The 26,795-nt window shown below is 46.8% G+C and carries 24 protein-coding genes; 12 read left to right on the forward strand and 12 right to left on the reverse strand.

The genetic code is table 11. From position 1 onward, the window contains the following. Nucleotides 1–53 precede the first annotated feature (53 nt). Nucleotides 54–332, forward strand: coding sequence for a peptidylprolyl isomerase PpiC (gene ppiC, locus EKG39_RS16910; protein ID WP_126507160.1), 279 nt, complete (start codon nucleotides 54–56; stop codon nucleotides 330–332). A gap of 130 nt (nucleotides 333–462) precedes the next feature. Here the strand turns inward: ppiC and EKG39_RS16915 are convergent, their stop codons facing one another. Further along, the gene (locus EKG39_RS16915) at nucleotides 463–738 is read right to left on the reverse strand and encodes a hypothetical protein (protein WP_185817639.1); all 276 of its coding nucleotides are present in this window, start codon (nucleotides 736–738) and stop codon (nucleotides 463–465) included. Nucleotides 739–1,175: 437 nt separating this feature from the next. On the opposite strand from EKG39_RS16915, the gene EKG39_RS16920 reads away from it, so the two are divergent. The 5 genes from EKG39_RS16920 to EKG39_RS16940 all read left to right on the forward strand — a co-directional run bounded on the left by EKG39_RS16920 (nucleotide 1,176) and on the right by EKG39_RS16940 (nucleotide 6,320). Next, nucleotides 1,176–1,565: a VOC family protein gene (locus tag EKG39_RS16920; RefSeq protein ID WP_126507161.1), complete on the forward strand. Its 390-nt coding sequence runs from the start codon at nucleotides 1,176–1,178 to the stop codon at nucleotides 1,563–1,565. Between the two features lie 369 nt (nucleotides 1,566–1,934). After that, nucleotides 1,935–2,861: an NmrA family NAD(P)-binding protein gene (locus tag EKG39_RS16925; protein WP_126507162.1), complete on the forward strand. Its 927-nt coding sequence runs from the start codon at nucleotides 1,935–1,937 to the stop codon at nucleotides 2,859–2,861. 151 nt (nucleotides 2,862–3,012) lie between these two features. After that, nucleotides 3,013–4,413, forward strand: a complete 1,401-nt coding sequence (locus EKG39_RS16930) for a Na+/H+ antiporter NhaC family protein (RefSeq protein ID WP_126507163.1) — start codon at nucleotides 3,013–3,015, stop codon at nucleotides 4,411–4,413. 68 nt (nucleotides 4,414–4,481) lie between these two features. Beyond that, nucleotides 4,482–5,357, forward strand: a complete 876-nt coding sequence (locus EKG39_RS16935; protein ID WP_126507164.1) for an AraC family transcriptional regulator — start codon at nucleotides 4,482–4,484, stop codon at nucleotides 5,355–5,357. An 84-nt stretch (nucleotides 5,358–5,441) separates the two neighbouring features. Then, nucleotides 5,442–6,320 (forward strand): nuclear transport factor 2 family protein, encoded by an 879-nt coding sequence (locus EKG39_RS16940; protein WP_126507165.1) that lies wholly within the window; start codon nucleotides 5,442–5,444, stop codon nucleotides 6,318–6,320. A 114-nt stretch (nucleotides 6,321–6,434) separates the two neighbouring features. Here EKG39_RS16940 and EKG39_RS16945 read toward each other — a convergent pair whose 3' ends face one another. The 3 genes from EKG39_RS16945 to EKG39_RS16955 all read right to left on the reverse strand — a co-directional run bounded on the left by EKG39_RS16945 (nucleotide 6,435) and on the right by EKG39_RS16955 (nucleotide 8,500). After that, entirely contained in the window at nucleotides 6,435–6,899 is a 465-nt protein-coding gene (locus EKG39_RS16945) for a hypothetical protein (protein WP_126507208.1), read from the reverse strand. Nucleotides 6,900–7,198: 299 nt separating this feature from the next. Further along, complete coding sequence (locus EKG39_RS16950; RefSeq protein ID WP_126507166.1) at nucleotides 7,199–8,194, reverse strand: Gfo/Idh/MocA family protein; 996 nt, start codon at nucleotides 8,192–8,194, stop codon at nucleotides 7,199–7,201. A gap of 3 nt (nucleotides 8,195–8,197) precedes the next feature. Then, complete coding sequence (locus EKG39_RS16955; RefSeq protein WP_126507167.1) at nucleotides 8,198–8,500, reverse strand: putative quinol monooxygenase; 303 nt, start codon at nucleotides 8,498–8,500, stop codon at nucleotides 8,198–8,200. Nucleotides 8,501–8,626: 126 nt separating this feature from the next. On the opposite strand from EKG39_RS16955, the gene EKG39_RS16960 reads away from it, so the two are divergent. Beyond that, nucleotides 8,627–9,508, forward strand: a complete 882-nt coding sequence (locus EKG39_RS16960; RefSeq protein ID WP_126507168.1) for a LysR family transcriptional regulator — start codon at nucleotides 8,627–8,629, stop codon at nucleotides 9,506–9,508. 2 nt (nucleotides 9,509–9,510) lie between these two features. Here EKG39_RS16960 and miaA read toward each other — a convergent pair whose 3' ends face one another. The 3 genes from miaA to EKG39_RS16975 form a co-directional block, all read right to left on the reverse strand. Further along, a complete protein-coding gene (gene miaA, locus EKG39_RS16965; protein ID WP_126507169.1) occupies nucleotides 9,511–10,422 on the reverse strand; it encodes a tRNA (adenosine(37)-N6)-dimethylallyltransferase MiaA in 912 nt (303 codons plus the stop codon). Nucleotides 10,423–10,644: 222 nt separating this feature from the next. Further along, the gene (gene deoD, locus EKG39_RS16970; protein ID WP_126507170.1) at nucleotides 10,645–11,355 is read right to left on the reverse strand and encodes a purine-nucleoside phosphorylase; all 711 of its coding nucleotides are present in this window, start codon (nucleotides 11,353–11,355) and stop codon (nucleotides 10,645–10,647) included. A 414-nt stretch (nucleotides 11,356–11,769) separates the two neighbouring features. After that, the gene (locus tag EKG39_RS16975; RefSeq protein WP_126507171.1) at nucleotides 11,770–12,369 is read right to left on the reverse strand and encodes a short chain dehydrogenase; all 600 of its coding nucleotides are present in this window, start codon (nucleotides 12,367–12,369) and stop codon (nucleotides 11,770–11,772) included. Nucleotides 12,370–12,494: 125 nt separating this feature from the next. Here EKG39_RS16975 and EKG39_RS16980 point away from each other — a divergent pair, with 125 nt between their 5' ends. Continuing rightward, entirely contained in the window at nucleotides 12,495–13,376 is an 882-nt protein-coding gene (locus EKG39_RS16980; RefSeq protein WP_126507172.1) for a LysR family transcriptional regulator, read from the forward strand. A gap of 312 nt (nucleotides 13,377–13,688) precedes the next feature. Here EKG39_RS16980 and EKG39_RS16985 read toward each other — a convergent pair whose 3' ends face one another. Further along, the gene (locus EKG39_RS16985; protein ID WP_126507173.1) at nucleotides 13,689–14,222 is read right to left on the reverse strand and encodes an NADPH-dependent FMN reductase; all 534 of its coding nucleotides are present in this window, start codon (nucleotides 14,220–14,222) and stop codon (nucleotides 13,689–13,691) included. A 326-nt stretch (nucleotides 14,223–14,548) separates the two neighbouring features. On the opposite strand from EKG39_RS16985, the gene EKG39_RS16990 reads away from it, so the two are divergent. From EKG39_RS16990 to EKG39_RS17005, 4 genes are read left to right on the forward strand one after another with little or no spacing between them, the layout of a single operon-like run. Beyond that, nucleotides 14,549–16,171 (forward strand): GAF and HD-GYP domain-containing protein, encoded by a 1,623-nt coding sequence (locus tag EKG39_RS16990; protein WP_126507174.1) that lies wholly within the window; start codon nucleotides 14,549–14,551, stop codon nucleotides 16,169–16,171. 9 nt (nucleotides 16,172–16,180) lie between these two features. Continuing rightward, complete coding sequence (locus tag EKG39_RS16995) at nucleotides 16,181–18,007, forward strand: adenylate/guanylate cyclase domain-containing protein (protein ID WP_126507175.1); 1,827 nt, start codon at nucleotides 16,181–16,183, stop codon at nucleotides 18,005–18,007. Next, nucleotides 18,007–18,567: a hypothetical protein gene (locus tag EKG39_RS17000; protein WP_246028541.1), complete on the forward strand. Its 561-nt coding sequence runs from the start codon at nucleotides 18,007–18,009 to the stop codon at nucleotides 18,565–18,567. The genes EKG39_RS16995 and EKG39_RS17000 overlap by 1 nt, the downstream gene beginning before the upstream one ends. Beyond that, nucleotides 18,564–19,436, forward strand: a complete 873-nt coding sequence (locus EKG39_RS17005) for a M48 family metalloprotease (protein ID WP_126507177.1) — start codon at nucleotides 18,564–18,566, stop codon at nucleotides 19,434–19,436. The genes EKG39_RS17000 and EKG39_RS17005 overlap by 4 nt, the downstream gene beginning before the upstream one ends. Before the next feature lie 53 nt (nucleotides 19,437–19,489). Here the strand turns inward: EKG39_RS17005 and EKG39_RS17010 are convergent, their stop codons facing one another. The 4 genes from EKG39_RS17010 to EKG39_RS17025 form a co-directional block, all read right to left on the reverse strand. Further along, entirely contained in the window at nucleotides 19,490–20,602 is a 1,113-nt protein-coding gene (locus EKG39_RS17010) for a GGDEF domain-containing protein (protein WP_246028542.1), read from the reverse strand. Between the two features lie 280 nt (nucleotides 20,603–20,882). Next, a complete protein-coding gene (locus EKG39_RS17015) occupies nucleotides 20,883–21,458 on the reverse strand; it encodes a coiled-coil domain-containing protein (RefSeq protein WP_126507178.1) in 576 nt (191 codons plus the stop codon). 209 nt (nucleotides 21,459–21,667) lie between these two features. Beyond that, a complete protein-coding gene (locus EKG39_RS17020; RefSeq protein ID WP_126507179.1) occupies nucleotides 21,668–22,909 on the reverse strand; it encodes a hypothetical protein in 1,242 nt (413 codons plus the stop codon). 269 nt (nucleotides 22,910–23,178) lie between these two features. After that, complete coding sequence (locus EKG39_RS17025; protein ID WP_185817640.1) at nucleotides 23,179–26,445, reverse strand: bifunctional diguanylate cyclase/phosphodiesterase; 3,267 nt, start codon at nucleotides 26,443–26,445, stop codon at nucleotides 23,179–23,181. Between the last annotated feature and the right edge of the window lie 350 nt (nucleotides 26,446–26,795).

Here is a 26,795-nt window from a genome sequence, read left to right on the forward strand (position 1 = left end):
TCTGACTGACCAGCTGAGTCAGTTTATTGAATACACGATGAGAGTTAAGATAGATGGCAAGAACCGCTGCTGCACTGCACATATTAGTCAAACATAAAGAGCTGGCCGAAGATATCATTAAGCAACTGAATAAAGGTGCTAAGTTTGACATGCTGGCCAAGAAGCACTCCACCTGCCCATCGGGTAAGAAGGGCGGCAGCCTGGGTGAATTCAAGAAGGGACAGATGGTGCCTCAATTCGACAAAGTCTGCTTCACCGGCGAGTTAATCACTCCGCATCTTGTAAAGACAAAGTTCGGCTGGCATGTGATTAAGATTCTTTATAGGACTTAAGGTTCGAGCTACGAGGTTCGAGTCCGGCCTTAGGCCTTCGAGAACAAGCAGTCTCCTTTCCTCGCAGACAACTTGTTGACGCACTCGCAGGGAACTTGTTCCCGCTCTCGTAACTCGAAGCGTAGCGAGCCTATTTAGCCTTTTTTGTATTATTCATGCACTCTTTGGCATCCTTAGTGTGCCCGTTGACCACTCCGCACGCATCTGCATACCACTGCACCCTAACGCCTCTTACCGCCGTATGCTGCGGACCGGCTTGACCATTCCAGGTTGCCTCGAGTTGAGCCTTAGTGATTGCATTAAAGCCGCCAAAACCTTGCCCGCCACCTCTGGCCGAAACATAAGTACTGGCCAACGCAATTAGCACGCCTGCCAATAGATATCTTTTGCTTATGAGAATGTTCATATTTGCATCCTTTAATTTCATTGGCGCCATAAGAGGACGCCCGCTCTTTGAAGGTAGGTAATCGTCTGCCTTCTGTGCCCGCTATCCAAGTGGGATATGAGCACGCCCTATCACAGGTAACCGATTGCACAGTTGTCACCTGATTTGGAGGGTGGCTGCACTGCTGGTTACAGTTAAATAGAAAGAGCAGCGGTTAGGTTTATTACGTTTAGTTTCATTCCATTTGTAACAAAAAGGCTCAATCCCCACCGATTGGCTAATAGTCCCTTGTTTTAAAAACCTGCAAGCATTCGATTTATTAGAATAAATTCACCGCTTTTTTTTACTTTTCCACCTAATTCACTACCGATAAAATCCCTTTTCGCTGAGTTCCTCAGCACTTATACCGATTGCAATTAAAAATTGAACATGAATCCATAGAGTGAAAAGGCGTTAACATGATTTTCAAGAGAGTCGACCACGTAGAAATTGTTCCCCGAGACCCCCACGTCACCATAGGTTTCTTCGTTAATATTCTGGGTTTCAAGATTAAGAGTCGAACAAAAGTAGATATGGCCCCCATGCAGGAGGTCATTTTTCTGGAGTTGGGCGACACTGTCGTTGAGATCATCTCTACCCAGACTCCTGAACAAAAATCGGAGGCCGCTTGGCAGGTTGGTTATCGCGCCATAGCGCTTGAGGTTGACGATATGACGAAGGCGGTCAACTACCTCAAGGCTAAAGGTATACCGCTAGCCGTCGAGCCTGTCGATTTAGGCGACTCCTATCGCGCAGAGATACGAGATCCTGACGGACTGATTATCGAACTCAGGCAGTGGAAACGGTAGCTCCCACGAATCGCAGTACGGGAAGCAATAGACATTCGGCCCCATCCTGAATGTGGCAGGCCTCCCTCCCTACTCTTCCTTTCCATTCAGCGTTTTGGCTCCCAAAGCCACCTCAGGCAATTTAATCACCTTAATCTCTTCAAGCCCGAATAGGGGGATCCGGCATAGCAATGTGGGCGATAAAAGTTCATTAATAGGATTTAGGTTCGATATTAACCATTTTTAGTCCAGGTATGACCATGTAATGCCACTCAGGCTTGATTAACATTAGAGTCAGGAAAAAGCTGAGTATGATTCGAACACTTATTGCCGCTTCAATACTCCTCCCCATTATCAAATGTCATCCTGCTAAGCCGAAAGGAGCTTTATATGAACAAAAAACATGTAGCAGTCATTGGTGCTGCTGGTCAGGTAGGTACGCCATTAACTAAGGGTTTACTCTCATTAGGACATAAGGTCACCATCATATTTCGCGCCCGTAACACGCATAATGAGGCTAAATTAACTGAGTTCGAAACCTTGGGGGCAACACTTGTCGAGTGTCCGGATATGAAAAATGTCAATGCACTGACAAAAGCCCTTCGAGGTGTGGATACCTTTGTCGCCAGCGTGCCCGGCTCGAAGGAGATCATCCAGAAGTTTGAACCTCTCTGGCTTGAGGCGGCGGTTAAAGCCGGCGTAAAACGATTTGTCCCCACCGAGTTTGGCGCCCATACTCAGGCACTGGAGATGGGAGATGGTGAGATCTTCGATCAGAAGAAGCGCTTCCATGATCTACTCATGAATTCAAGCTTAGACTGGACCATTTTTTACAACGGCGGCATCTTCGACTATTTTATGCCAAATTTACGATTTTTCAGCAAGATCACTACATTCGGTGACCTGGATATTCCTATCTATACCCACGATATTGCAGATATTGGTTACCTCGCCGCCATGGCCGTAACCGATGACCGCACCGTAAATAGATGTGTTCAGCTGGATTACAACGCGCTGACTCAGAATGAGATGTTGACCCAGCTCAAAAATAACTGGCCAGACACTCCGTTTGAATATGAACACTTCTCTACTGAGTACATCATCGAGCAGAAAGAGAGCTCGGGGGATGAGATAACCGCCAAGAAAGGAGCTGAAACAGACAAGGAGCGTTGGGGGATCAACTATGTCATCTATGTCATCGATAAGCTTGCCGCATTCACAGACCAGACTCTACGTGCCAGTGAGCTCTATCCAGACTACGTATGTAAACGTCCGCAAGATGCATTAAAGAATGCAAAGTTTGTCTTCGAAGAGTAACAGATCAAATTAATTTAAACGAAAAAGAGATAACCTACTGATTATCTCCTTTTCAATTATCGCGGGTATCGAACTGACGTTCAGCCAGACTACTTGATGCGATCGGCTTAATACTTACCTGCACACATGATGTAATGATACTAACCCTCTTATGAATACTTGGCTTACCTTACTCCCTCCCTGTATCGCGATATTACTCGCCATTACCACAAGACAGGTCTATGTGGCCATTTTTGCCGGTATCATGGCAGGCTCAATCCTGCTGTCGAATAATTTTTTACTCGGTGTAGCAAACAGTTTTAACGCCATAGCCGATACGTTTCAATCATCAAGCTCGGTGAAGAGCCTGATCTTTATCCTGATAATTGGCGCCATCATCAATGTCATGAGGCAATCAGGCGGTATCGATGCCCTTATCTATCAAGTATCCCACAAATACCATCTGGTAAACTCCAAGCCGAGGGCTCAACTTGTCACCTTCGCTTTTGGATTCTTGATGTGTCTGGAAGGGGTGGGCTCTATGATGTTAGTGGGTCTCATCGGGCGACCACTATTCAATAAATTTAATATCTCCCGTGAAAAGCTGGCATTTGTGGCCAATAGCACCGGAGCTCCCTTGGCCTGGCTAATGCCCTTCAGTGGCACAGGTGTTTTTCTTATCAGCTTAATCGGTGCTCAGGTGGAAAACGGCACCTTAACCGATAAGCCAATTATCTATATCTTTGCGGCATTACCTTACCAAGTCTACTGCATAGCAATACTGGCCTTAGTGCCGATATTGGCATATAAGAAATCCGATTTCACAGCCACTGAGTTAAGCGAAGCAAAAAAGACAGATTCAGCTTCTAACTCTATGTCCGATAATCAGTCCATCGATCAGTTAGCTCATCAACCAAGTACAGGAATATGGGCAATGTTACTGCCTGTTGTCATCTTGCTGGGCTCAATTTTTGTCATCAGTTTAGTAACGGGTAAGGGCAATATTCTGGCGGGTGATATCAGTTCGGCAATCTATTGGAGCGGCTTTATCTCTCTTATCGGCACGGGCATCTATTTTAGTCTCTGTAAGGTTAAGATGGATCAATACATTCAATGGTGTATACAGGGGATGAAGCAGACACTACCGGCGGTTATCATTCTGGTTTTGGCCTTTTCATTGAGTAATATTACCGGGCAACTCGGAACCGGAAAATACATAGCAGGCTTTGTCTCCGGCGAGTTACCTTTATGGCTGGTTCCTGCTTCCATCTTTATTATCTGTATCTTAATCTCGTTTTCTACCGGCAGCTCCGGTGCCACCGTGAGCATAATGACGCCGATTATTATTCCCCTCGCCGTGGGTGTCGATATTTCTGTACCCGTAGCGATAGCGGCGGTGATCTCCGGCGCGGTGTTTGGCGATCAAAGCTCACCCATTTCAGACTCTGTCATAGTGGCCTCAACGGCTGCCGATTGTCCGCCACAGCGGCACTTTGTGACTCAGTTACCCTATACTTTGGCTGTGGCTTTACTTTCACTCACGTTTTATCTGGTCGTTGGTTTTAACGCTTAAAGACAACTCGTAAGAGAAAACATTAGACATCAAGATAATCAGCATGTTACAGGAGTCGTTGTTTCGAAATGAAGATCCCGGAAGTTAGCTTTAACCATAGGAAAACGGACAACCGCGAAATTGAGGTCATCGACTTAGAGGAGCTCTATGGACGGGAATATAGCCACTCTCATCACCCCGGAGTGCCTCACAGAGTACACTTCAACAACCTGATCTATATCGAAGAGGGAGAAGGTAGCCACCTGATCGATTTTGTTAATTACCCCTACCAGTCCGGCGCATTTATCTTTATTCAAAAAAATCAGGTTCACGCCTTTGACTTCAGTCATAAACCGAAAGGTAAGCTACTGATATTCACCCAGGCATTTATTGATCAGGCGTTGATGAATATGAGGCTGTCTGACTTCACACCGACACATCTGGCCTACTCCTACCAACCGGTTTTCTTTCCGAATTCAGAGGTCATGAGCAGTAGTAAGAAATTACTGGCTGAGATCAATAAAGAGCTGATGCACCCTCAATCTAACCCTTTAATCGTCATGTTCCTCTTCTCTTCACTGTCGCTGATGTTGCACCGGGTCATGCCTGAGAACCAACATGATAGATTAAGCAAAGATCAGCAGGCTAAATTCACCGGTTTTATCGAGCTACTCGAACATAATTTCCAACGCACCCGAGATGCCATCTACTACGCAGATAGGCTGCATACTACCTATAAGACCCTGAATCAGATCTGCAAGATGGCCACCAGCCAGACAGCTAAACAACTTATCGACGCTCATACAATATTAGAGGCCAAACGGCGCCTTATCCTTGATGGTTTGCCCACTCAGCAGCTTGCCTATGAGTTCGGCTTCGAGGACGCCAGTAATTTCGTGAAGTACTTTAAAAAGCATACCCTGCTCACCCCTTCTCGCTTTCAGAAACAGTTTAAAGGTTCGTAATTGACCATTTTAAGGCCAGCTCTGACCATGTAAGCCATGCCCACTTTCATCATAATTACCTCACACCAACGAGAGGTAATTATGATGAAGAAAAGTATTTCTGCGGCATTGGCCACGACGGTCCTGGTTTGCGCGGCCTGTTCCAGTCCGGTTTCTGTTGAGGAGAAGACCATTAGCCTATCTAACAAAGGCAAGGCTGTTGCCCTGCTTAACAGCATAGAAACCGGCGACAGAGAAGCCGTGGCTTATGTCCATCCAGACAAGTATATCCAACATAATCTGGCTGTAGCCGATGGCTTAGCAGGGTTCGGGGCGCTGCTCCAGGCACTTCCGAAAGGTAGCGCCAAGGTAGATATTAAACGCGCCTTTCAGGATGGCGACTATGTATTTACCCATACTGATTATAACTTCTTTGGTCCAAAAGTCGGCTTCGATCTGTTCCGCTTCGAAGATGGCTTGATCGTAGAACACTGGGACAATCTGGCAGAAAAAGCGGCACCGAACCCAAGTGGTCACACTCAACTCGATGGCCCAACCCAAGCCATAGACTTAGCTAAGACCCAACAGAATAAGGCGTTAGTCGCCGACTTCGTCGACACCATTCTGGTTAAAGGAGAGTTCGCTCAGCTTGGACGTTTTATCGATAAGGGTGAGGCCAACTATATTCAACACAATACGGCTATCGCCGACGGTCTGAGCGGACTCGGTAAAGCGCTGGAGGAGATGGCTAAGCAGGGCATCAAGATGGCCTATACCAAGAACCATATAGTGTTGGGTGAGGGGAACTTCGTACTCAGCATCAGTGAGGGAAGCTTTGGCGGCCAACACGTCTCCTTCTACGATCTGTTCCGTGTAGAGCATGACAAGATTGTCGAGCATTGGGACGTCATCGAGCCAATACCGAGCAAAGACAAATGGAAGAACAATAACGGCAAGTTCGGTTTCAAAGACACTGCAATGTGATCTTGCCGCGAATACACCTTTAAATAAGGTATCTCAGCTACTGATACAAGGCACTGATACAAAACACGAAAAGCGAACCTTATTGGATTCGCTTTTCGTGCCTATCTTTATACTTTATTCACAGGCACATACGGCAGATTGCTCACAAGGCGCGGCGGCGGCAACGGTGCACATACCGCCCTTTTTTCCCGTGCCCACACACCAGGCATTACAATCGAATGTATCCGGATGTCCTATGTCATCCTTATGGCCATGCAGTACATCTTTCCCCGGATTAGACTCGACCAATAAGCCATTTGGCAGACAAGCTTCACCAAACATTCTGCCATTAGGCACACCGTTTTCATCTGTCCCTATATGGCAGCCGGCGACTCCAGGAGCCACACCGTCACTATCTTTCCACCAGCTCTTCTGCCCCGACATCCAGTCGGCGGGTTTAAATTCGAATGTGCCTTTCGCACCCGGCATATCCTTAGCCCCACTCGAGGGTGCACCCTCGTGGTGAGCGGCGAATACACTAATAGAAAGCATCATGGCAGCGAGTAAAACAATACGTCTTATAATCTGAATAGGGTTCATCACTTAGGTACCTTTAAATAATATGTTTTGTCACAGATTAAACAGGCTGGAACACCTAGATACGACTAATCAATTAACACCTGCGCTTTCAAGACGTTAAGTCGAGCTGAAGTGAATACAGAAAACAGCAACAGGCAGAGATAAGAAAACTCCAGATTTAAAATTAGCAGCGGGTATTTAACTCTTCAAGTTTGTAGGCTCCGTAAGTAAAAAGAAGGTCCTGCACGATCAAAGCTTAAAAGGGGCGAATTAAATAATTCCCCCTCTGAATCACTAAAACCTATCCGATCCGAACGCATTTATCTCACTCGGGTAGCTTCTTCCCAATCCGTCAGTAATTTCATAATTTGATGAGAATCTTTCGCTGTCGCTGCCGGGCGCTGCAGTGAATCTCTCCCCAGTTCGATGGCCTCGCGTACAGCTCGAACCTGGTAGAGGAACCCATTACCCTCAGCGGAAACAGTGACCGTTTCCTCCTGCTGTTCATATTCACTAATCACTAACCGATTACCCTCCGACTCCGGTAACCAGGGATTAGAGGCAAGCACTAAACTGCCTTTGCTACCAAGAACCGTAAAATCGGCATGCAGACCGTAATCTTCCGCCGTATGAAGCTGGCAGATAACACCATTACTGAATTGAAGTGTTGCTGCCGACTCACAAATATTGCCGTCTTCACCAACACGACCGGATGCCGCGACATGGTAATTGTCGAAAACGCTCTCTCCAAAGCTTTGCTGCATAATCAGGTGCATGAGAGACACCGGGTAACAACCGAGATTATACAGCGCCCCCTTACTTTCAGGATTAACGAATTGAGATATGGCGGCGCAGTACTGTCCCTTGATGGAACGGATTTCGCCAATGGTGCCTAGTCGAAGAATCTCGCTGATTTTGCTGGCAAACGGGTGCGTGAGGTACATCAGGCCTTCGGCGAAGAATACATCATTCTTTGCTACTGCCGCGAGCGCCTCATCCGTTTTATCCATATCGACAGATAGCGATTTTTCACACAGAATCGCCTTTCCCGCATTAGCCGCCTTGACCACAAAATCATGATGCAGATGGTTGGGTAACGCTATGTAGATAATATCTACCGCCTCATCATTAATCAGGGCATCATAATCCCTATAGACCTGCTTTATTCTGTACCTTTCTGCGAAGGCTGTTAAGGGCTCTTCAGAACGTCCCGCCACGGAATAGAGAGCTGTACTCCCCTCTTCGATAATGGCATCGGCCATAACCCCTGAGATAAAGCTGGTCCCCAGAATTCCCCAATTCAATCGTTTTTTCATGGTTTATCTCTCCATTGTCAATAACTGGCTTTCAAACGCCTGAACAAGATCCGTTAAGCCGGAGCGGATAAACCTTTGAGTATGTTCGGCCTGGAAATGTTGCTCGAAGGCGGCTTTATCCTCATAACGCTCCCAGAAGATAAATCGACGAGGGTCTTCTCTGTCTTGGAGTGGAACGGCCATGGAGCATCCCTCTTCGCTATTCATCCCTTCACAAAATGTGCGAATGGCCTGAATAGCCGTTTCGAGATCGATGTCTGGTTTGATGCGTAATTCTGCTGTGATAAATAAGCCTTGTTCAAACATAAATTTTTAAATTAACCCGGAGAAATGTTCAGATATTTAGATAGCAATTTAATTAAAACCTCAAGATTGATAAACTACCATCTGATTCATTCTTTATGAACTACAGGTTGTTAATGAGTTATCAGTATGGATAAATTGAAGAGCATGCAGGTGTTTGTTTATGTGGCACAACACGGCAGCTTCTCTCACGCCGCGATAGAATTTGCCGTCACTTCGACCATGATTGGCAAACACATTAAGTTTTTAGAGACGCACCTGGGTACCAGGCTAATTAACCGTACCACTCGCAGGCAATCATTAACCGAAACCGGGCAGCTCTATTACCTGGAATGTAAACGAATTCTGGATGACATAGCCGAAGCCGAAAATAGCCTGCAGACATTGGAAAATAAGCCCAAGGGAAAGGTACGTATTAACTCTCCCGTCACCTTCGGTAATATAGTTCTCGCGCCAATAGTCGCTGACTTCCTGCAACAATACCCCGATATCAATATAGAACTGACATTAGATAACGATTTAATCGATACACTACATGAGCAGGTCGATCTTGTGTTCCGTATTGGTGAACTTGCCAGCTCCACACTTATAGCCCGACAGATTGCCGTCTATGAAATGGTATTTTGTGCTTCACCGGATTATCTTGCCAAACACCAAATACCACTTTCGCTGACTGACTTAATTGAGCATCAATGCCTGGGCTTCAGCTATAGTGATGTTCAGGCGAGTCTGGCACTGCAAATCGATACACAGGCATTTGACCAACAACACTCCAGACTGACCTCGAACAGTGGTCAGGCGCTGAAAGTCGCGACATTAAAAGGAGCGGGCATACTACTGCAGCCACGTTTACTGCTATCTGAAGAGTTGAAGCGTGGAGACCTAATCGAAGTGTTGAGTCATCGAGTGCCGACTCCTGCCCCCATACATCTCATGTATAAGAGCAAGGCCCAGCCACTGAAAACGCGGGTTTTCATAGAGTTCGTTATGGCTGCGATGAGTCATTCATAACGTCAGGTTTGATTTAACTCAGCCAACACCTCACAAGCTTGTTGGTGGATATCCCCCGAGCCTTGTAACCAATGGATCTTGCCGCCATGACGTTCGATTCGTCTGAACCAGGTTTCCTGACGTTTTGCGTACTGACCGATAGCGATATTCAGCCTGTCGAACATATCCTCATAGCTGATTTGCCCAGCGATATATTGACTGACAAATCGATACTCGAGACCATAATATTCCAGCTGTTCGTGTGACACGCCCTTGTCCAATAGCCCCTGCACCTCTTCGACCATGCCCTGCTCGAAGCGCTCCTTTAATCTGGTCTTGATTCGCTTACGCAGAACCTTTCTGTCCCATTGGATACCAAAATAGAGCGGCCTGATCTCGGGAAGTGCCTTAGGTGGCTTGGGGTCGACCTGTTTGCTTTTTGCGATTTCGATGGCGCGGTATAATCTGGGCCTTACCGTGAGATCGGTTTTTTCATATTGAACGGCATCGAGCTCCAGCAGCAGCTTCTGAACCTGCTCCAGAGGTTGCAGATCGAGCTCCGCCCTCAGGGCTAAATCTTTATCCAACTGCACAAATTCATAACCGGAAACCACGGCATCGACATATAACCCCGTACCACCGACCAGAATAGGCTGTTTATTGCGAGACTGAATATCGGTGAAAGCCTCGAAGAAATCATTTTGAAATTGGAAGGCATTATATTCATGGCCGGGCTCGACAATATCGATAAGGTGATGCGGCACTTCGCCATATTCGGCAAGATCTTTACCCGAACCAATATCCAGCCCCTTATAAACCTGCCTCGAGTCGGCTGAGATAATCTCTCCCTTGAGTTGTCTGGCAAGCTCAACACCCAAACGGGTTTTACCCGAAGCCGTAGCTCCAATGACCAGGATAAGGTTGAAATTTTTCATAGGTGGGCTGTTTTCCAATAACGGGCAAAAGATGAAAGTATAAATTTTACCTTAGCCCCGTAAAGCCGCCAACAGGATTCTGCTTTTGATAAGTGAAACTATGAGCCGACAGACCACTTCACAATATTTGCCGGCTCATATTAACCTGGAGAGACATCGATAACGGCTGCCGTCTGATAAGAAGCGGCCACCGATGGTGAGATAATACCAATCGATATTAGCCTAGATACTGATTGCTGTCTCTAAGGCGACACTCATCATATCGTTGAAAGACTTTTGCCTGTCTTCAGAGCTGAGTTTCTCACCGCGTTTAATATGGTCCGACACCGTGAGTATGGTTAACGCTCTGGCATCCAACTCGGCGGCCACACCATAGATCCCCGCCGCTTCCATGTCCACCGCCATGATCCCCATATCCTCCATCTTGGCGAACAGTTCGGGCTGCGGCGTATAGAAGAGATCCGCCGAGAAAATATTACCCACACGAACCTTCACTTTCTGCTCGCGAGCCTTGTTCACTGCAGTCTCAAGCAGATGATAGTCGGCGATGGCGGCAAAATCATGGTCGCTGAACCTCATGCGGTTGGTCTTAGAATCGGTCGAAGCCCCCATGGCTATCACCACATCCATCATATTCACATCATCGCGGACCGCGCCGCAACTGCCGATTCGAATGACATTCTTCACATCAAATTCGGTGATTAACTCATGGACGTAGATACAGCAGGAGGGGATCCCCATGCCGTGGCCCATGACCGAAATCCTGCCTCCCTTGTACGTACCCGTGAAACCTAACATGCCACGAACATCACAGACCTGCTTAGCATTCTCCAAATACTTGTCGGCAATATATCTTGCTCGCAGAGGATCGCCCGGCATGAGTATGGTCGGGGCAAAATCACCGGGGTTAGCATTAATGTGGGGAGTCGGCATAACAAATTCCTTATTGCTTTAGTTGACGATGATCTGAGTAAGAAACAGAAATCGGCCAATCGGACCAGGTCAAACAGGCTTCAGATGCGGGATTGCTTCTACTCACATTTACCCTAAATACTAGTTAATTATTACGAGTTTGCGCTGATACTTTCATCAAATCCGAAAGTAATAGCTTAAGTTCAGGATGCAAAGCCGATGTACGAAGAGGTAAAGTCTCAGGTTTAGAATTTAAAAAGAAGATGCTTGGTGCTGAGATATTGGTCGTGAAAATCAGTTGGCACCGCCATAACCGAGTGTGAGTCAGGGTTGATAACTCACACAAAGTAGACGGTGCCTAATCTGGTGCAGAACCCGGTAGACTCAGCCCATAGGCATGGGCTAATAACCGGAAAGCGTCATTGAGCCAGATAATTATTGATGCGCTGCCACATCCAGGGTCTGCCCATGCATCTCTCCCTTAACCGCCAGCTCATAAACTTTTGCTGTATCGGCAGCCGAAATACCCCAATCGGGATCCATACCCATCATCACCATAGTTTCTTTAACGAACGCCGGTGCAATGACATTCAGCCTTAGCTGTTCAAGCTCCAATGCCGCCGCCTTAACAAAACTTTCCAACGCACCGTTAGCCATGCTGATCGATGCACTGCCAGGCATAGGTTGACGTGACAGGACACCGGAAGTCAGGGTCATAGAACCACCATGATTAATATAATCGCGCCCTACTCTTAATAAATTCACCTGCCCCATCAACTTGTTGTTCAGTGCAAGTTCAAAGTCTTGATCACTGTGTGCATCCAGAGGCACGAAGTTTGCCAGACCGGCGGCAGACACCAGGGCATCCACCTGACCTACCTGCTCAAACATCTTTTTAATCGAATCTTTATCGCCGAGATCGACCCTGACATCACCATCGTTATAGTTGGCAGTGATCAGTTCATTATCACCGGACAAACGCTCATATACCGCTTTACCTATGGTGCCGCTGGCACCGATTATAAGAATTTTCATACTGTCTCCTGTCGATATTCATCTGTTTTAAAGCCAGATATCGATTCGATACCTGTTAACTTGTTTTACAGCTTACACCTGTGATTAAATATGAAAAATAACCTTAAAATGAATTGAATTTTCTCATGAAGAGAAATATAGACCTTATCACCGCCATGAGAACATTCCTGGTCGTGGTCGAACGGCACAGCTTCAGCGCTGCATCCCGGGAGCTGAATATCGTGGTTTCTGCCGTCAGTCGTCAGGTCGCGGATCTGGAAAAACACTTCAACTGTCAGTTGCTCTACCGTACGACCAGAGCCATGCATCTAACATCTGAGGGTGAGCATTACCTGCGCCAGTTTCAGGAGATCATAGCCCGGCTGGATAATCTCGAATCTTTCTCCCGCCATCGTGGGGAGATCATTGCCGGTCATCTCAAGATAACGACTCCCCAGGACAGCTCTCTGATAGGTATTCAGGTCTCGATAGAAGCGTTCCTGAAGTTGCATCCTCAGGTGAAAATCTCGTGGTTACAGTTAAATCGCTACGTGGATCTGGTCGATGAAGGGGTCGATCTGGCATTAAGAGTGGGTGAGCTGCAGGATTCCAGCCTGGTCGCCCGTCCGTTTGGTATGTTTACACTGAAATTTGTCGCCAGTCCCGAATACCTGAGACTCCATGGCAACCCCGACCATCCCAGCCAACTGGCAAAATATCGCTGTATCTTAGACAGCTCCAACCGCCAGCCCGGACGCTGGCAATACCGGGGATCAGGCAAAGAACAGCAGGCCAGGGTCAGCGCCGATGTCGAAGTGAATAGTGGCGAAATGGTGGCTCAATTTGCCGCCGCCGATCAGGGGATAGCCCAACTCCCCGACTTTCTGGTACAAAAGCATATTGAAGACGGCAGACTGGTAAGTATTCTGGAGGAGTTCGTCATCCCGCCAATCCCTATGTATCTGGTCTACCCGGCTAAACGGATGAAGAGTCCGGCACTGGAGGCCTTGCTCGAATTTTTGCTTTAAGTCAGATAAGAGAGAGTTTCACTCTCTCAAGCAATATCTTTATACGAAAAGTAGCCCGCCATTAAACTAAGCGTTTATAACCATACATATTTTCAAACCCCGGGATCCTTGACTCCCAAACGGGGGTATCCGCACCGATTATCTCCCTCAGGGTATCGATAAGTACTTAAAACAGAGGGATAACAACTTAATCGGCCAGGCATATGAGGGGCGATTCTGAGCTGCTCCGCAGTCGGTCCATTGAAGCCGTGATAACCTCAATCACGGCTCTCTAATCGCTTGACCGTAGCCAACCTTATCTCTCGCTCTCACTTACTTTAAATGATCCAGATGACTGACCGCATCCTTTAGCTGTTCATCAAGCTCTGCGTGCTTCATCACCAGCTTTTCACTATCAAAATTATCAAAGAAGCTGGGAATTGACAGACTGGCCTTCACAACACCATTGAAATATGGCGCCGATTGAATAGCCATGGCTAAAACACTGGAAGCGCCCATTGAGCCGGGGGAGGTAGCTAAGAGCACCATAGCTTTATTTTGGTAAACTTTTGGCTCGATACGGGAACACCAATCGAACAAGTTTTTATATGCCACGGTATAAGAACCATTATGCTCGGCGAAGGCGATGATGATCCCATCACTTTCACCTATTTTGGCCAGAAAATCTTTTGCAAGTTGGGGGTGTCCCAACTCCTCCTCTCTGTCTTGTCCATAGAGGGGCAGTTCGTAGTCATTGATGTCTAATACTTCAACCTCAACCTTAGTCAGGAGAGACGCAGCATACTCTACTAACTGTTTATTAATCGATTTACTGTGATTCGTTGCGGCAAAAGCGATAACTTTCATGGGTTACTCCTATGGTTCATCAAGAATAAATCGGACTAGATAACTGTTTATCACTCAATTGTAGTTCCGCTATCTCGGTTATAAAGTTCTTAAGTCAGATGGTTAATCTAAATAGAACATTTCCTTCTTCCCTGCCAGCTTTGCCGCTACCGGTTCAGCGGAACACTATAGGAGTCTCATCTCTTCTCAAATATAAATTCTCCCACTGGAGCACAAGTTTGACGACACCTGCGATCGCGACTATATGAAGTAGAAGCACAACAAAAATACCTCGACATAGGGCTTAGTTCTTTTCCCTGAACTCTGATTTTAAGTGATTTCTTAATATGACGGCACTCAGTAACAAACAGATTGCAGAGCGGTTACACCACCTTACTACCTTAAGTATTGCCCTTAATGACATCAAGAACATCAAGGTCCTGCTGGAGCAAATTCTACAAACCGCAAGAAACATCGCCAATGCCGATGGGGGTACCCTCTACCGGGTCAGCGCCGATAAATGCTCGCTCGAGTTCGATATCCTTATCAATGACTCTCTGGGGCTACATTTTGGTGGTACACAGGAGAAAACGGAGCAGATGCGCTCCATTCCTCTGACTCTGGACAACGGGGAGCCTAATTTAGAAGCCGTTGTCGCCTACGCAGCAAACCGCAAAGAATCCGTCAACATCGAACAGGTTTACGATACTCCCCTGTTCAGCTTTTTGGGGATGCGAAAATTCGATGAGTTCTATGGCTATCACTGCCAGTCTCTGCTGACAGTTCCCATGCTGGATCATAACTCCGAGTTAGTCGGCGTACTGCAGCTGGTGAACTCCAAAGAATCTTTCTCCCATCTGGTTCAACCATTCTCGATGACGGACCAGCTGTTTATTGAGGCACTCACCTCTCAGGCTGCTATCGCCATCACCAATCAGGAACTGATATTACAGCTGGAAAACCTGCTCGAGTCTCTGGTGAATTTAATCAACATAGGCATAGATGAGAAGTCACCCAATACGGGTAGGCACTGCCAACAGGTGCCTAAGTTAACCATGATGCTGGCCGATGCCGCACAAGCGACCAATGAGGGGGCATTAAAAGATTTCTCCATGTCCGAAAGTGAACGCTACGAGCTCTGGCTAGCGGGGATGCTACATGACTGCGGTAAGATAACGACACCTGTGCATGTCATCGAGAAAGCCACTAAGTTACAGACTATCTTCGACCGTATCCATCTGATCGATACACGCTTCGAGCTCCTCAGGCGAGACGTTGAGATCGACTTCCTGAAACAGCAAGCCATACAGGGGCCATCTGAGCAGAAATCCCGAGAGTTGGAGAATAAGCTAAAACAATTCGAGCATGACCGCACTTTTCTGGCTTATGCCAATATCGGCAGCGAGCGAATGAAAGATGAAGATCTGCAGCGCGTCGCCACCATCGCCAATTACACCTGGATAGATCATCAGGGCAATACGCAAGCTTTGCTCAATGAAGAGGAGGTTGAAAACCTGATGATCCCGGCGGGCACCCTGACCAATGATGAGCGAAAGGTTATCAACAACCATATCTCAGTCACCATACGCATGCTGGAAACCTTGCCCTGGCCGAAGCATCTGCAACATATTCCTGAGTTTGCAGGCGGGCATCATGAGCGGATGGACGGGAAAGGCTATCCCCGAGGCCTACGCGGCGAAGATATGTCGGTACAGGCAAGGGTTATGGCGATCGCCGATATCTTTGAAGCCTTAACGGCTAAGGACCGCCCCTATAAGACGGGGAAAACGCTGTCAGAATCCTTGAGAATTCTGGGAAAATTTAGTCTCAATGGACATATCGACCCCGAGCTGTTCCATATTTTTGTCACACAGAAAGTGTATCTGGAGTACGCCAATCAATTTATGGATAGCGCACAAATTGATGAGGTAGATGAAAGCAAGATCCCCGGTTACTCGAAGCCTCAATAAGCAGAACTGATGAATAAGAGCAGCCACTTTCTCAATATATTCAGCTTAGGCTTCCTGTTATTGGTCCTCACCGAGGTGTTCTGGATTAAGATGCTGGAGCCTCTGGAATTTGGTCTTTCAGACTATTTAGTCAAGATACATGCCCAAAGCGTAAAGCCTGACCCTGACATAGTGATTGTTAATATCGATGATGCCAGCCTGGCCCGAATGGAGAATCAGGTAGGCAGCTGGTTCTGGCCTCGCTCGGTTCATGGTGAAATGGTCGAGGGGATCAGCAAGCAACACCCTAAGGCCATAGTGTTCGATCTCTCTTTCGTCGAACGGGATCTCTATCGAGCAGAGAGTGACACCATGTTCAATCAGGCTCTCGAGGATAAGCAGAATATCTTTTTCGCCATGGTGCGCCTCGACTCAGAGCAAGATAAGAATGGACCCGAACTTGCGCTTATCGCCGATAAAGTTGGCTTAATCAGAACCGAAAAGGCGATGCAAAATGCCAGAGCCGCGCTTATGCCACCGCTGGCGATCGATTCTAAATTCTGGCGTTTAGGCACGGTGAACTTTCTTAATGACAGTGATGGTGTGGGACGAAAATATGATGTCTATAGGGATCTTTACGGCTGGTTACTGCCCTCTCTGCCAGCCCGGGTCGTGAGTGAACTCGGTTACGAGCTTCCCATGGTCGAGCATATTACACTCTCATGGCGTGGCCCGAAAAATCCCTATGGAAGGCTATCCTATGCCGATCTCTATGAAGACTTTAATCGGGAGATGCCCCTCAGAGACCCCAAGGAGTTAGCGAATAAAATTGTCATCATTGGCGCCGACGCCTCGGCGCTACATGATGTTAGAGTGACGCCAATCGATAGTCTCTATTCCGGCCTGGACATTCTCGCTACCGCCATAGATAACCTGAAGAACCAAAGCTATATGACGACGCTACCGTTATGGAGTTACTTGCTGATATGTTTGGCCGCCATTATCGGCGTTTATGTGTGTTTCATCTTCAGGGTCAACGCCATTTTCGTGGGACTCTCACTCCTGGGGGTAAGCGCTGTAGCCCTGCTCACCAGCTATCTGTTATTGAACCGGCAGATCTTACTTCATATGTTAACGCCACTCTTATTGATGTGGCTCTACTACTTCTCTCTATCGCTGCGCGAGTACCTGATCGAGCTAAGAGCGAGGAAAAAAACGGTTGAACTCTTCAGCCGATTCGTCGACCCGGTTGTGGTGAAAGAGCTAGTCTCAAGCGAGGGCTTAAGTCGTGAAGGGGAGAGCCGACAGGTCTCTGTACTGTTTTCTGATATTCGCGGCTTCACCAGCCTCTCAGAAAACCGTACGCCACAAGAGGTGGTGAGCCTGTTAAACCGTTACTTTACCCTGCAGGTGGCCGTGGTATTTAAGCATGGAGGTTCACTGGATAAGTTTATCGGTGACTGCATCATGGCCTTCTGGGGTGCTCCTCTGGACGACCCGCAGCACGCAACTCATGCGATCAATGCCGCACTGGAGATGGCGGAGGTTCTGCAGCAATTCAAAGAGGAGCTGGGGGAGCAGGATGCCAACTTTGATGTTGGCATCGGGATCCATTCGGGCCCCGCCGTGGTCGGCCTTATCGGCTCGGAGCAACGTAAGGAATATACCGCCATCGGAGACACGGTAAATTTAGCCAGCAGAATAGAAGGCCTGACTAAGGGGGTCTCCCGAATTTTAGTGTCCGGTGACACCATGGAACTGTGCGCCGACCACTTTGACTTCAAGCCCTACGGCTTCTATAAGGTTAAGGGTCGTGCACAAGAAGTTGAACTTTTCGCACCGGTAAGGAAAACCTGATGAAACAATTTTTAGCGGCTCGAAAAGCGATGCGACTCTGGCTGATAATGCCTTTATTCGCAGTGGCAAGCCCCTGCCTCGGACAGGATAAAGCAGAGCAGGAAAACGCGAGTCTGGTAAGAGATACTGAGCTTAAACGCAAGCCATTCAGCGATGCGCCCACGATCACAACCCTCCCCCAGGCGCTCGATATCCTTGTACTTTCACGGCAATCCAGTTGGTTGCAGATCAGGGCTGAAGATTATACCGGCTGGGTGAAGATGTTCAGTGTGCGTTTTACAGGTTATGCAGCACAGACATCAGACTCTTTCGCCGGTACCAAAGAGTTATTCAACCTCATCACCACGGGGAGCAGTGGTAGCACAGTCACGACCGCTTCTCGCGGGCTCGATGAGAACAAGTTTTCAGACCCCGCCCCTAACCCGGATGCCTTTGCAGTCATGCAAAGCCTGACAACATCTAAAACTGAAGCTCACTCCTTCGCTAAAGAGCAAAACCTTCGTGAACAGCAACAGGATTATCTTCAGGTATCAACACCTGGTTCCGGAGATAAATCATGAAACATCTAACCTTATCGCTTGTGATCTTCAGTCTCGCTGTCGCTTGCTCCGGCTGCGGATCGAATCAGAGTTTTGTGTTTAACAATATCGATATAGGTAAAGGGCTTTCGGCTCTGGGGCATACCCAGGACGCACTGACCGAGGTCGATGAAACGGCCGAAATTGCCCTGGGCCGAGATATAGCAACCAATCTTCTTGGTGTCGCCCCCTTACTCGAAAACCGGGAGGTGCAGCAATATGTCAACCGGGTAGGTCGCTGGGTCAGCATGCACTCAGAGCGTCCGGAACTACCATGGAGCTTTGCCGTACTCGATGACAACAGCATCAACGCCTTCGCCGCGCCCGGTGGCTACATAGTACTCACCAAAGGTTTACTGCTTACTCTCAACAACGAAGCTGAATTGGCCGGGGTACTCGGCCATGAAATATCTCATGTTCTGCGAAGACACCATTTAAATGCACTGAAAAAAGCCAGTGGCATGAGTGCGTTGACCGATATCACCAGCGTCATCTTAACCGCAAAAGAGCAAGATACGGAGTCGCTAAAACTCATTAATGCAGGAACAGAGTTATATACCCGAGGGTTAGATAAAGAAGATGAGTTTGAATCCGATCTGATGGGCATAGTCCTGGCCACCAGAGCCGGTTACAACCCTTATGGTCTGCCCGCCGCACTGCAGAGACTGGAGATGATACATCCCGATGACGCGGGTCTCGCCATGTTGTTTAAAACACACCCATCACTGGATGAACGACTCAACCGCTTAGATATGGGTATGGCCAGCGGCTTCGAACGGTTTGAGAACTTACCCACAGCCAAACAGAGGTTTGCCCGCACTATGGCAGGGATATCTTCGAAGGCTCGGTAAAATAAAAACTAAAAAGTTGGAATGTTATCCTTCAGAGTCGATGGGTAGCGCAGCTAATCAGTCACTTTAAACTGGTCTCGTCCGGCTTGCTTGGCGCGATATAGCTGCTCATCTGTTGCAACGACCAATGCCTCAGAGCTCATACCTGACTGCCACTGACATACTCCTTGAGACATAGTTACCCAAGGGCTAATATCTGAAGCGGGATGGGGGATTGCCCTGCTCATTAAAGCGCTTCTTATCGACTCGGCAATCTTGGAGGCGCCTTGAAGGTCGGTTGATGGCAGTACAATAACAAACTCTTCACCACCATAACGACTCACCAGATCCCGGGGACGCTTAACTGTCTCTGTCAGTACCTGTGCTACCGCAATGAGACACTCATCTCCGGCAGAATGCCCGGCACTGTCATTGAAGCGCTTAAAATAATCGATATCCATCATGATCAGACTCAGCGGATTATGATTTCTTTCTGCGGCTCTGATCTCCTGCTCCAATATGGTGTCGAATTGCCGTCGGTTACTCAATTGCGTTAAGCCATCGATTAATGCCAGCCGCCTGAATTGTAAGACTAACTTCTTTTTTTCAACATCCCGACTTACCGCCTTAATAAACCAGGACTCCATAATTTTCTGTCCGGTCGATACGATAGCGACGAAACATAAAAGTTTAGTTATAGGAAACAGGGGCGATTGCGGATAAGCATTTAGCCTTATCGCGCAGACACTGAGCATCAGGGGGAGCGTTGCGATCATCATTGCCCGCCTGTTAGGAAACAGCGCAATGGCCCAGGTCAGTATCAGGATGTCGATCATAGCCTCTACTGCAACAAGAGATTCATCCATTACATCTTTTAGTCCCCAGAAAACCAGCATCCAGGAAAAATCAAACAGCAACAAGAAGATATAAAAATTATTTATATTTAACTGTTTAAAACTAACTCTCTTAATGAGCAGGAAACGTATTCCAATGATGAGCAGCAGTGGAATAAACCAGGGGAGTGCCTGCAGTAATACAAAGAGCCCATAGGGTAAGAAATAGGTGTGGATAATGATCACCGAGAGCAGCAATATAGACATTTTCATTACCCAGCCAACGGAGTTGAGCAGGTATAGCTGCATCTCTTTTTTCAATTGAATTTCAAAAGAGGGGACCCGGGACTTCATATAGGTGATGACCAATGTTTATTCACGGTTAAAGTAAAGTATATATGACCAATAAATATTGACGAATAAAAGTGTTCAGGAATAAAGGGTTCTGGAGAGGAGTGGCGCTGGAATTAATATTACGATGGCTAAACTCACCTACACCATAATCCAGAAGGTTAGAGGTTCAAGGTTAGAGCTATCGGGAGTGACAAAAGATAAGCCTGCCTGTACCTAGCAGGCATCTTCTGAACCTGAAATGATAAATCTGTCTCTTAATCTTAAAGAATAAGTATCAGTATCAGCTCGGCTCTAATACACCCGTTTCCATGCCGCAGTTTTCTGCGAGTCGAGTCTTCAGCGCTTTATTAGACTTAGTCAGCAGGGCATTTTCTGCCTTCACTTCATCTAACTCTTCCCGGATGGCCAAGAACTTCTTAATCACTAAGTTTTTGTCAGCATTCGCCTTTTGCTCTCTCTCTTTCGTTGCCACCACTTGAGTTTTAAGGTCGGTAACCATGGACATTAATCTTTCGATATCTTCATTTTTTGTGAAACGTTGGTCACTGCCGACCTTCAGCTCGGCGATATCGTCTTCCTCTAACAGAGCATGAGTCTTATTCTTCAAAAAATAATAGCCGACTCGCGCCGAATAAAAGAGGCAGGTTATCGCCAGAACGATGAGATAGTGATTATCGGTAACCGCAGACAGTGCCGCTGTCGAGCGGGTTAATAGGTCGCCACTTGTACTAAAAAAGGTGGTGAACAGTTGGTTATGCCAGATAAACCAGATCAAGAGATAGGTGAGAATAAACCTAGGGGCAATCCTTTGATTTTCATTAAACTTAACTACCGCTTTTAATATTTTAACAGACATATCAAATTCCTTTTTTTGGGATAATGCCATCTTTAGTCATGCCTTTCAAGAATCTCTATTTAACAGCAACTTACAAATAGATATCAACGGCCCCGATTGTTGACCTGCTTCTCCAAACGAGCCGAACTCCTGTGCCGTTTATCACCCCTAAGCATCCGTTGCACAGGCGATAATTTGAATTGAACATCAAGCTGTAAACTCAGTACAGGTTATTTCGAGTAGAGACCCACCTCCCGCTGTGATCCCTTCCAGAAGCGTCGCCACTTCCTCTCCTGACTGGCAAGACCTTGAGCAATCGCATCCTGTAAGCCAGCTTCGACTAAGGAGTCCAACTTCAATTTTGCAACTTCTTGCCCCTGTGTGTGCTCAAGCAATCGACGGTAGGAGTAGAGAAAGTAATACTGACCACGATTACCGGCTCTGGAAAACTTGTACTCCATTATCTCATTCGCCAAGTTCATGGAGGAGTCTACCTGGTTTTCATCTAACTTCATCGAGATTAAATCGCCTGCCATCTCAACCATCTGGGTCGCATCATTACATGGCTGACTGCAATACTCGCCCTCCCACTCCTGGAACATAAAATGCGACAGGAAGAACTCATACATAGGCATATATTGGCGGGTCGTTCCCTTGGCGAGTAGCCAACCCAACTCCAGAGGATCATCTTGATGTCGCAGCATCAGGGCATAGGTCAGCTTAAAAGAGCGATGAAACTTGTCGGAATCCGTATTATGTTCAACATAATAGGAGTACTCCTCTGAAGTGTAATCCATAGGATCCAGATATTTGATCGACACACTATCCCACCATTCGGGTTTAGGTACGGCAACCTCGAATGCGAACCAACTCGGCCAACTCTCCTCCCTGCTACGTTCCTCTGCAAGTTGCCGGGTTTGCTGAGTAAATAACAGCAAATTGGTAACAACCGGTAAGATAAGCATCACCGCTACACCATAAACGAACTGACGACGCCTACCCTTTGCTATCTGACTGTGTCTGGTGAGCAAAGTAGCAATAAAAAATGCAAAGGACAGGAACAAGCCACTGATAATAAACAATAGCCAGAAGTGAAATGGCTGACTGATCCGTGTTTTTGGCTTGGCCAACTCGTTATAATAGATCTCCAGATCACCGCCTTTTTTAACCCTGCCATACACCAGAGGTGCAAGCTCACTGGCCAGCTCAATTTTGTCTTTCTTATAAGGGTTTTCAAACTGATAGATCACCTTCAGCGAGGTCGATGTCGACGTGCCGCTGCCGGTATTTGAACGGCTCTGAGACTCCACCTTGTTATAGACTGTGGCGTTGATCTTAATACTCTGCTCGATATAGAGCAGGTTGTTTATTCCGATAGCACCGACCACTAACGCAAGCAAGGCGGTTATTGCCCAAAACAGATAGCTCAGTCTTGTCTCGACAAGTCGCTGTTTATTTGAATCATTCTTCACAGTTAGTATTTCCCTATTCGCTACTGTGTTAAGTCATGACTAATAAGCTAGCACAGTTCGTCAACTTGAGAGCCCGAGCTTTTGCAACAAAGTATATTGAGTAAAATCCAGAGCAGCTAAAGAGACAATAGAAGGTAAAACAACAAGGCAAAATCATCCATTTAAAAAGCTTTTCAAGAGTTACCTGGAGGATATCTCGACAGGCAGCTTTCTCCCCCGATGATAGAGCGACTATCTGCGCCTCAAGCCCTATCGCTTAAAAATAGCAGTTATAGACAATAACCCCGCCAGGAGTCATCAGGCTGCCAGTCTGCCGCCCAAGTAGGAATATCTCTTGCTATCATAGGTCTCGCAATACCATAGCCTTGCGCCAACTCACAGCCTAATTGCAACAGTGCGATACCATGTTCAATACTTTCTACCCCTTCGGCAATCACTCCACGCTTAAATGACTTAGACAAGACCACAACACTCTCGACAATCGCCAAATCATCTGGGTCAGCCAACATATCACGCACAAAGGTTTGATCTATCTTAATCAAACTTGCCGGTAAGCGTCTGAGATGACTCAGTGAGGAGTAACCCGTACCAAAGTCATCTAATGCAAAGTTAACCCCCAGTTCAATACAGGCGAGCATGGTTTCAGAAACTTGCAACACATCACCTATCGCACTCGTTTCAAGTACCTCTAACTCTAAAGAGCTAGGTGCCACCTCAGGGAATGCTGCCAACAGCTCAGCCAAGCGCGTTGCAAAATCCTCACTCTGTAATTGAAGCGCACTAATATTAACGCTGACAGGGATATCCAGCCCCAGCTTTTTCCACGCTGAAATTTGACACAGTGCGGTGCCTATAACCCATTCGCCTACTTCTATACTGAGAATATGGCTCTCGATGGCAGGTAAGAACTCATTAGGGCCAACTAGGCCACACTCAGGAGATTGCCACCGTATTAAGGCCTCGGCACCAATCACCTTCCCCGTTCTCATGTTGACCTTAGGTTGGTAATGCAGCAAAAACTCATTCTGGTCTAGAGCTTTACGTATGCGATCCAACCTTTCATGCTGATTAACCATCGCCGCATTATGTGCCGAATCAAACAAACGATAACGGTTCTTTCCCTCCTGCTTCGCTACATACATGGCTTGATCTGCATGACGCATGAGCTGGTCTGCATCTACGCCATCTTGCGGATAAATGGTGACACCAATACTGGCTGAGACTTCCAGCCTTACTCCCCCCACCAGCACAGGTTCCGACGCAGCCTGCAACAGCCGCTCTAACATAGGCTCACAATCCTCCACCGTTTCTATGTCTTCCATCACAGCGACAAACTCATCCCCGCCTATACGTGCCAGCGTATCGACACTACGTAAAGCCTCTTTCATACGAGACGAGACCACAATCAACAGTTCATCACCAACGACATGACCGTAGGTATCATTAACCTCTTTGAATCCATCCAGATCAAGAAATGCAACCGCTAATAATGAGTTTTGACGTCGGCAATGCCTCATGGATTGGGTCAGACGGTCTGCCAATAATGTACGGTTAGGTAAGTGGGTTAACATATCATAATGAGCAATGCGCTCTAATTGCCCCTGATGCTCTTTAATCGCCGTGATATCGTTGAATAGGGCCACGTAGTGTTGCACTACGCTTGCATCATCGAGTACCGCGCTTATCGTGAGTATTTCCGGATAAACTTCGCCATTCTTGCGCTTGTTCCAGATCTCACCGGTCCAATGACCTTTTTCTTGCAGCGTTGCCCACATCTCTTTATAGAATTCAGGTAGATGACGTCCAGATTGAAGAAGCCGCGGATTTCCTCCTATCACTTCATCGCGTGTGTAACCCGTAATAGCACTGAAAGCATCATTTACGTCTATGATGACACCTGAAGTATCGGTGATGGTAATACCTTCTCTGGCATAGGTGAATACTCTGGCGGCAAGTTTGAGCTCCTCTTCAGATTGCTTGCTCTTGGTGATGTCTTGATGCGTGCCTGACATTCGCACCGGCTTGCCATCGTTCGTCCATTCAACCACCCGTCCTCGGTCGAGTATCCAGACCCAGCTACCGTTCTTGTGCAGCATCCGAAATTCACACTCGAAGATTTCTAGCTCACTCCTGAAGCAACTATTTAACAATTCATGGACATTATCTGCATCGTCGGGATTGAGTAGTTTCTCCCAGCTGTAGATAGTTACTGGCTCAAGCTCTTTAAGGGTGTACCCCAACATCTCGGCCCAGCGTTCATTGAATATGGTTTTACCAGTTTGTACATTCCACTCCCAGGTACCTATATTGGCGCCCCAAATCACTTCAGCATAACGCTGACTTTGCTCGCGAAATTTCTTTTCAGTCTCATGCAAATCAGCTTGGGTTTGCCTATTTCGGGTAATATCCTGGACCAACGATGTCACACCGATGACTTCACCACTCTCACTAACAATTGGTGTGTTATACCATTCACAAATGATGGCCCTGCCATCTTTTGTTATGTTCTCATTTATATTTCTGGAAGCTTCATTATTTTTAAATAACGCCTTACCGATCTTATTGATATCACCTCTAACCTCTTGAGATACCAATAAGTCTACTAAAGATCGTCCTCTGACTTCATCAACAGAATATCCAAAGATCTCTTCGGCTGAGCTGTTCAGCTCAATACAGTTTAAGTTTCTATCCCATGAAATATACCCAAGCGGAGTATTCTGAATATGATGAGATAGCATCGCCTCACTAGCCTGTAACTTCATCGCAGTCTTATTGCGCTCAGTGACATCCCGAATAAAGCCCATATAGCCCTGAATTTGACCATCAATAGTTTTGATCACTATTCTGCTTGTCTCGCCGACAACTATGGTGCCATCTTTTCGCACATAGTTGGCTTCATAAGGTTTAAGTTTATCCTCTGCATTTAGATTGAAATATCTGTGACCTTGTCGCTCGTATTCTTCATCACTTTCATAAATAACCGATGTTTTTCTCCCTGCTAGCTCATCAGCGCTATAGCCTAACATCACCTCCATACCATGATTTATCGAAATAATCCGGCGCTCTGAATCGGCGAAAATGAAAGCATCGCTAACACCGTTAAAAATTGATCGGTACAGGATTTCATTATTTACTGATGTTGCTGTAGCTTTCTCTAAGGCGCGTAAAATTTCTTCGCGTTCGCTAATCTCTCTTGGTACCCAGCGCTTGAGGAGAAGCAAGATCACCAGCAGGCCAGCAACAATATTGATTACTTTGGGGATAATGAGCAAAGAGGGTTGCGACAACAGCTCGTTGATTGCTTTCGGTATCAGTCCGTACAATGAGTTGAAATACAGCCCAAAATAGACACTTTCAATTATTGTCCTGAAGGCATCAATAGTAAGGATAGTAAGAAGAACTGCAATCGTTCCACCAATGGCACCATCAACCTCTTTTAGTTGTCTGAGTTTTGCCAGGTAAATACAGACAATAACTAACCATAGGGTAGCCAATACCCAGTATGATATCGGTGTTATCAATTCAAACGAATCCATTTGTTTTATCTCTAATAAACTTAAAAACAATCCTTCAAAGCTAATAACCATAGGGCATAGTTATATGGCTCGTTTAGTAAAAGCACTCTTCATTTTCAATGGCGAATTGAAATAATATAAACAGTGCAATGCCACCTATGGAGGCTCTTGTATGAATTGTGGCAATACTATTATCTTCAGCGGCACACCATTTCACGCAATAGTTCACCCACACTACCTGCCAGCAGACTTTCTTAAACAGGTAGACTCGTAATCTTTATATTCATATAGTTAATCGCGCTAACAATATGAATCACGGCCTGTAATTGCCTTCTGTTTCACAGACTTACCCCACCACAAAAAACCGCTGG

This window comes from Shewanella atlantica, from assembly GCF_003966265.1.
Classification (GTDB): domain Bacteria; phylum Pseudomonadota; class Gammaproteobacteria; order Enterobacterales; family Shewanellaceae; genus Shewanella; species Shewanella atlantica.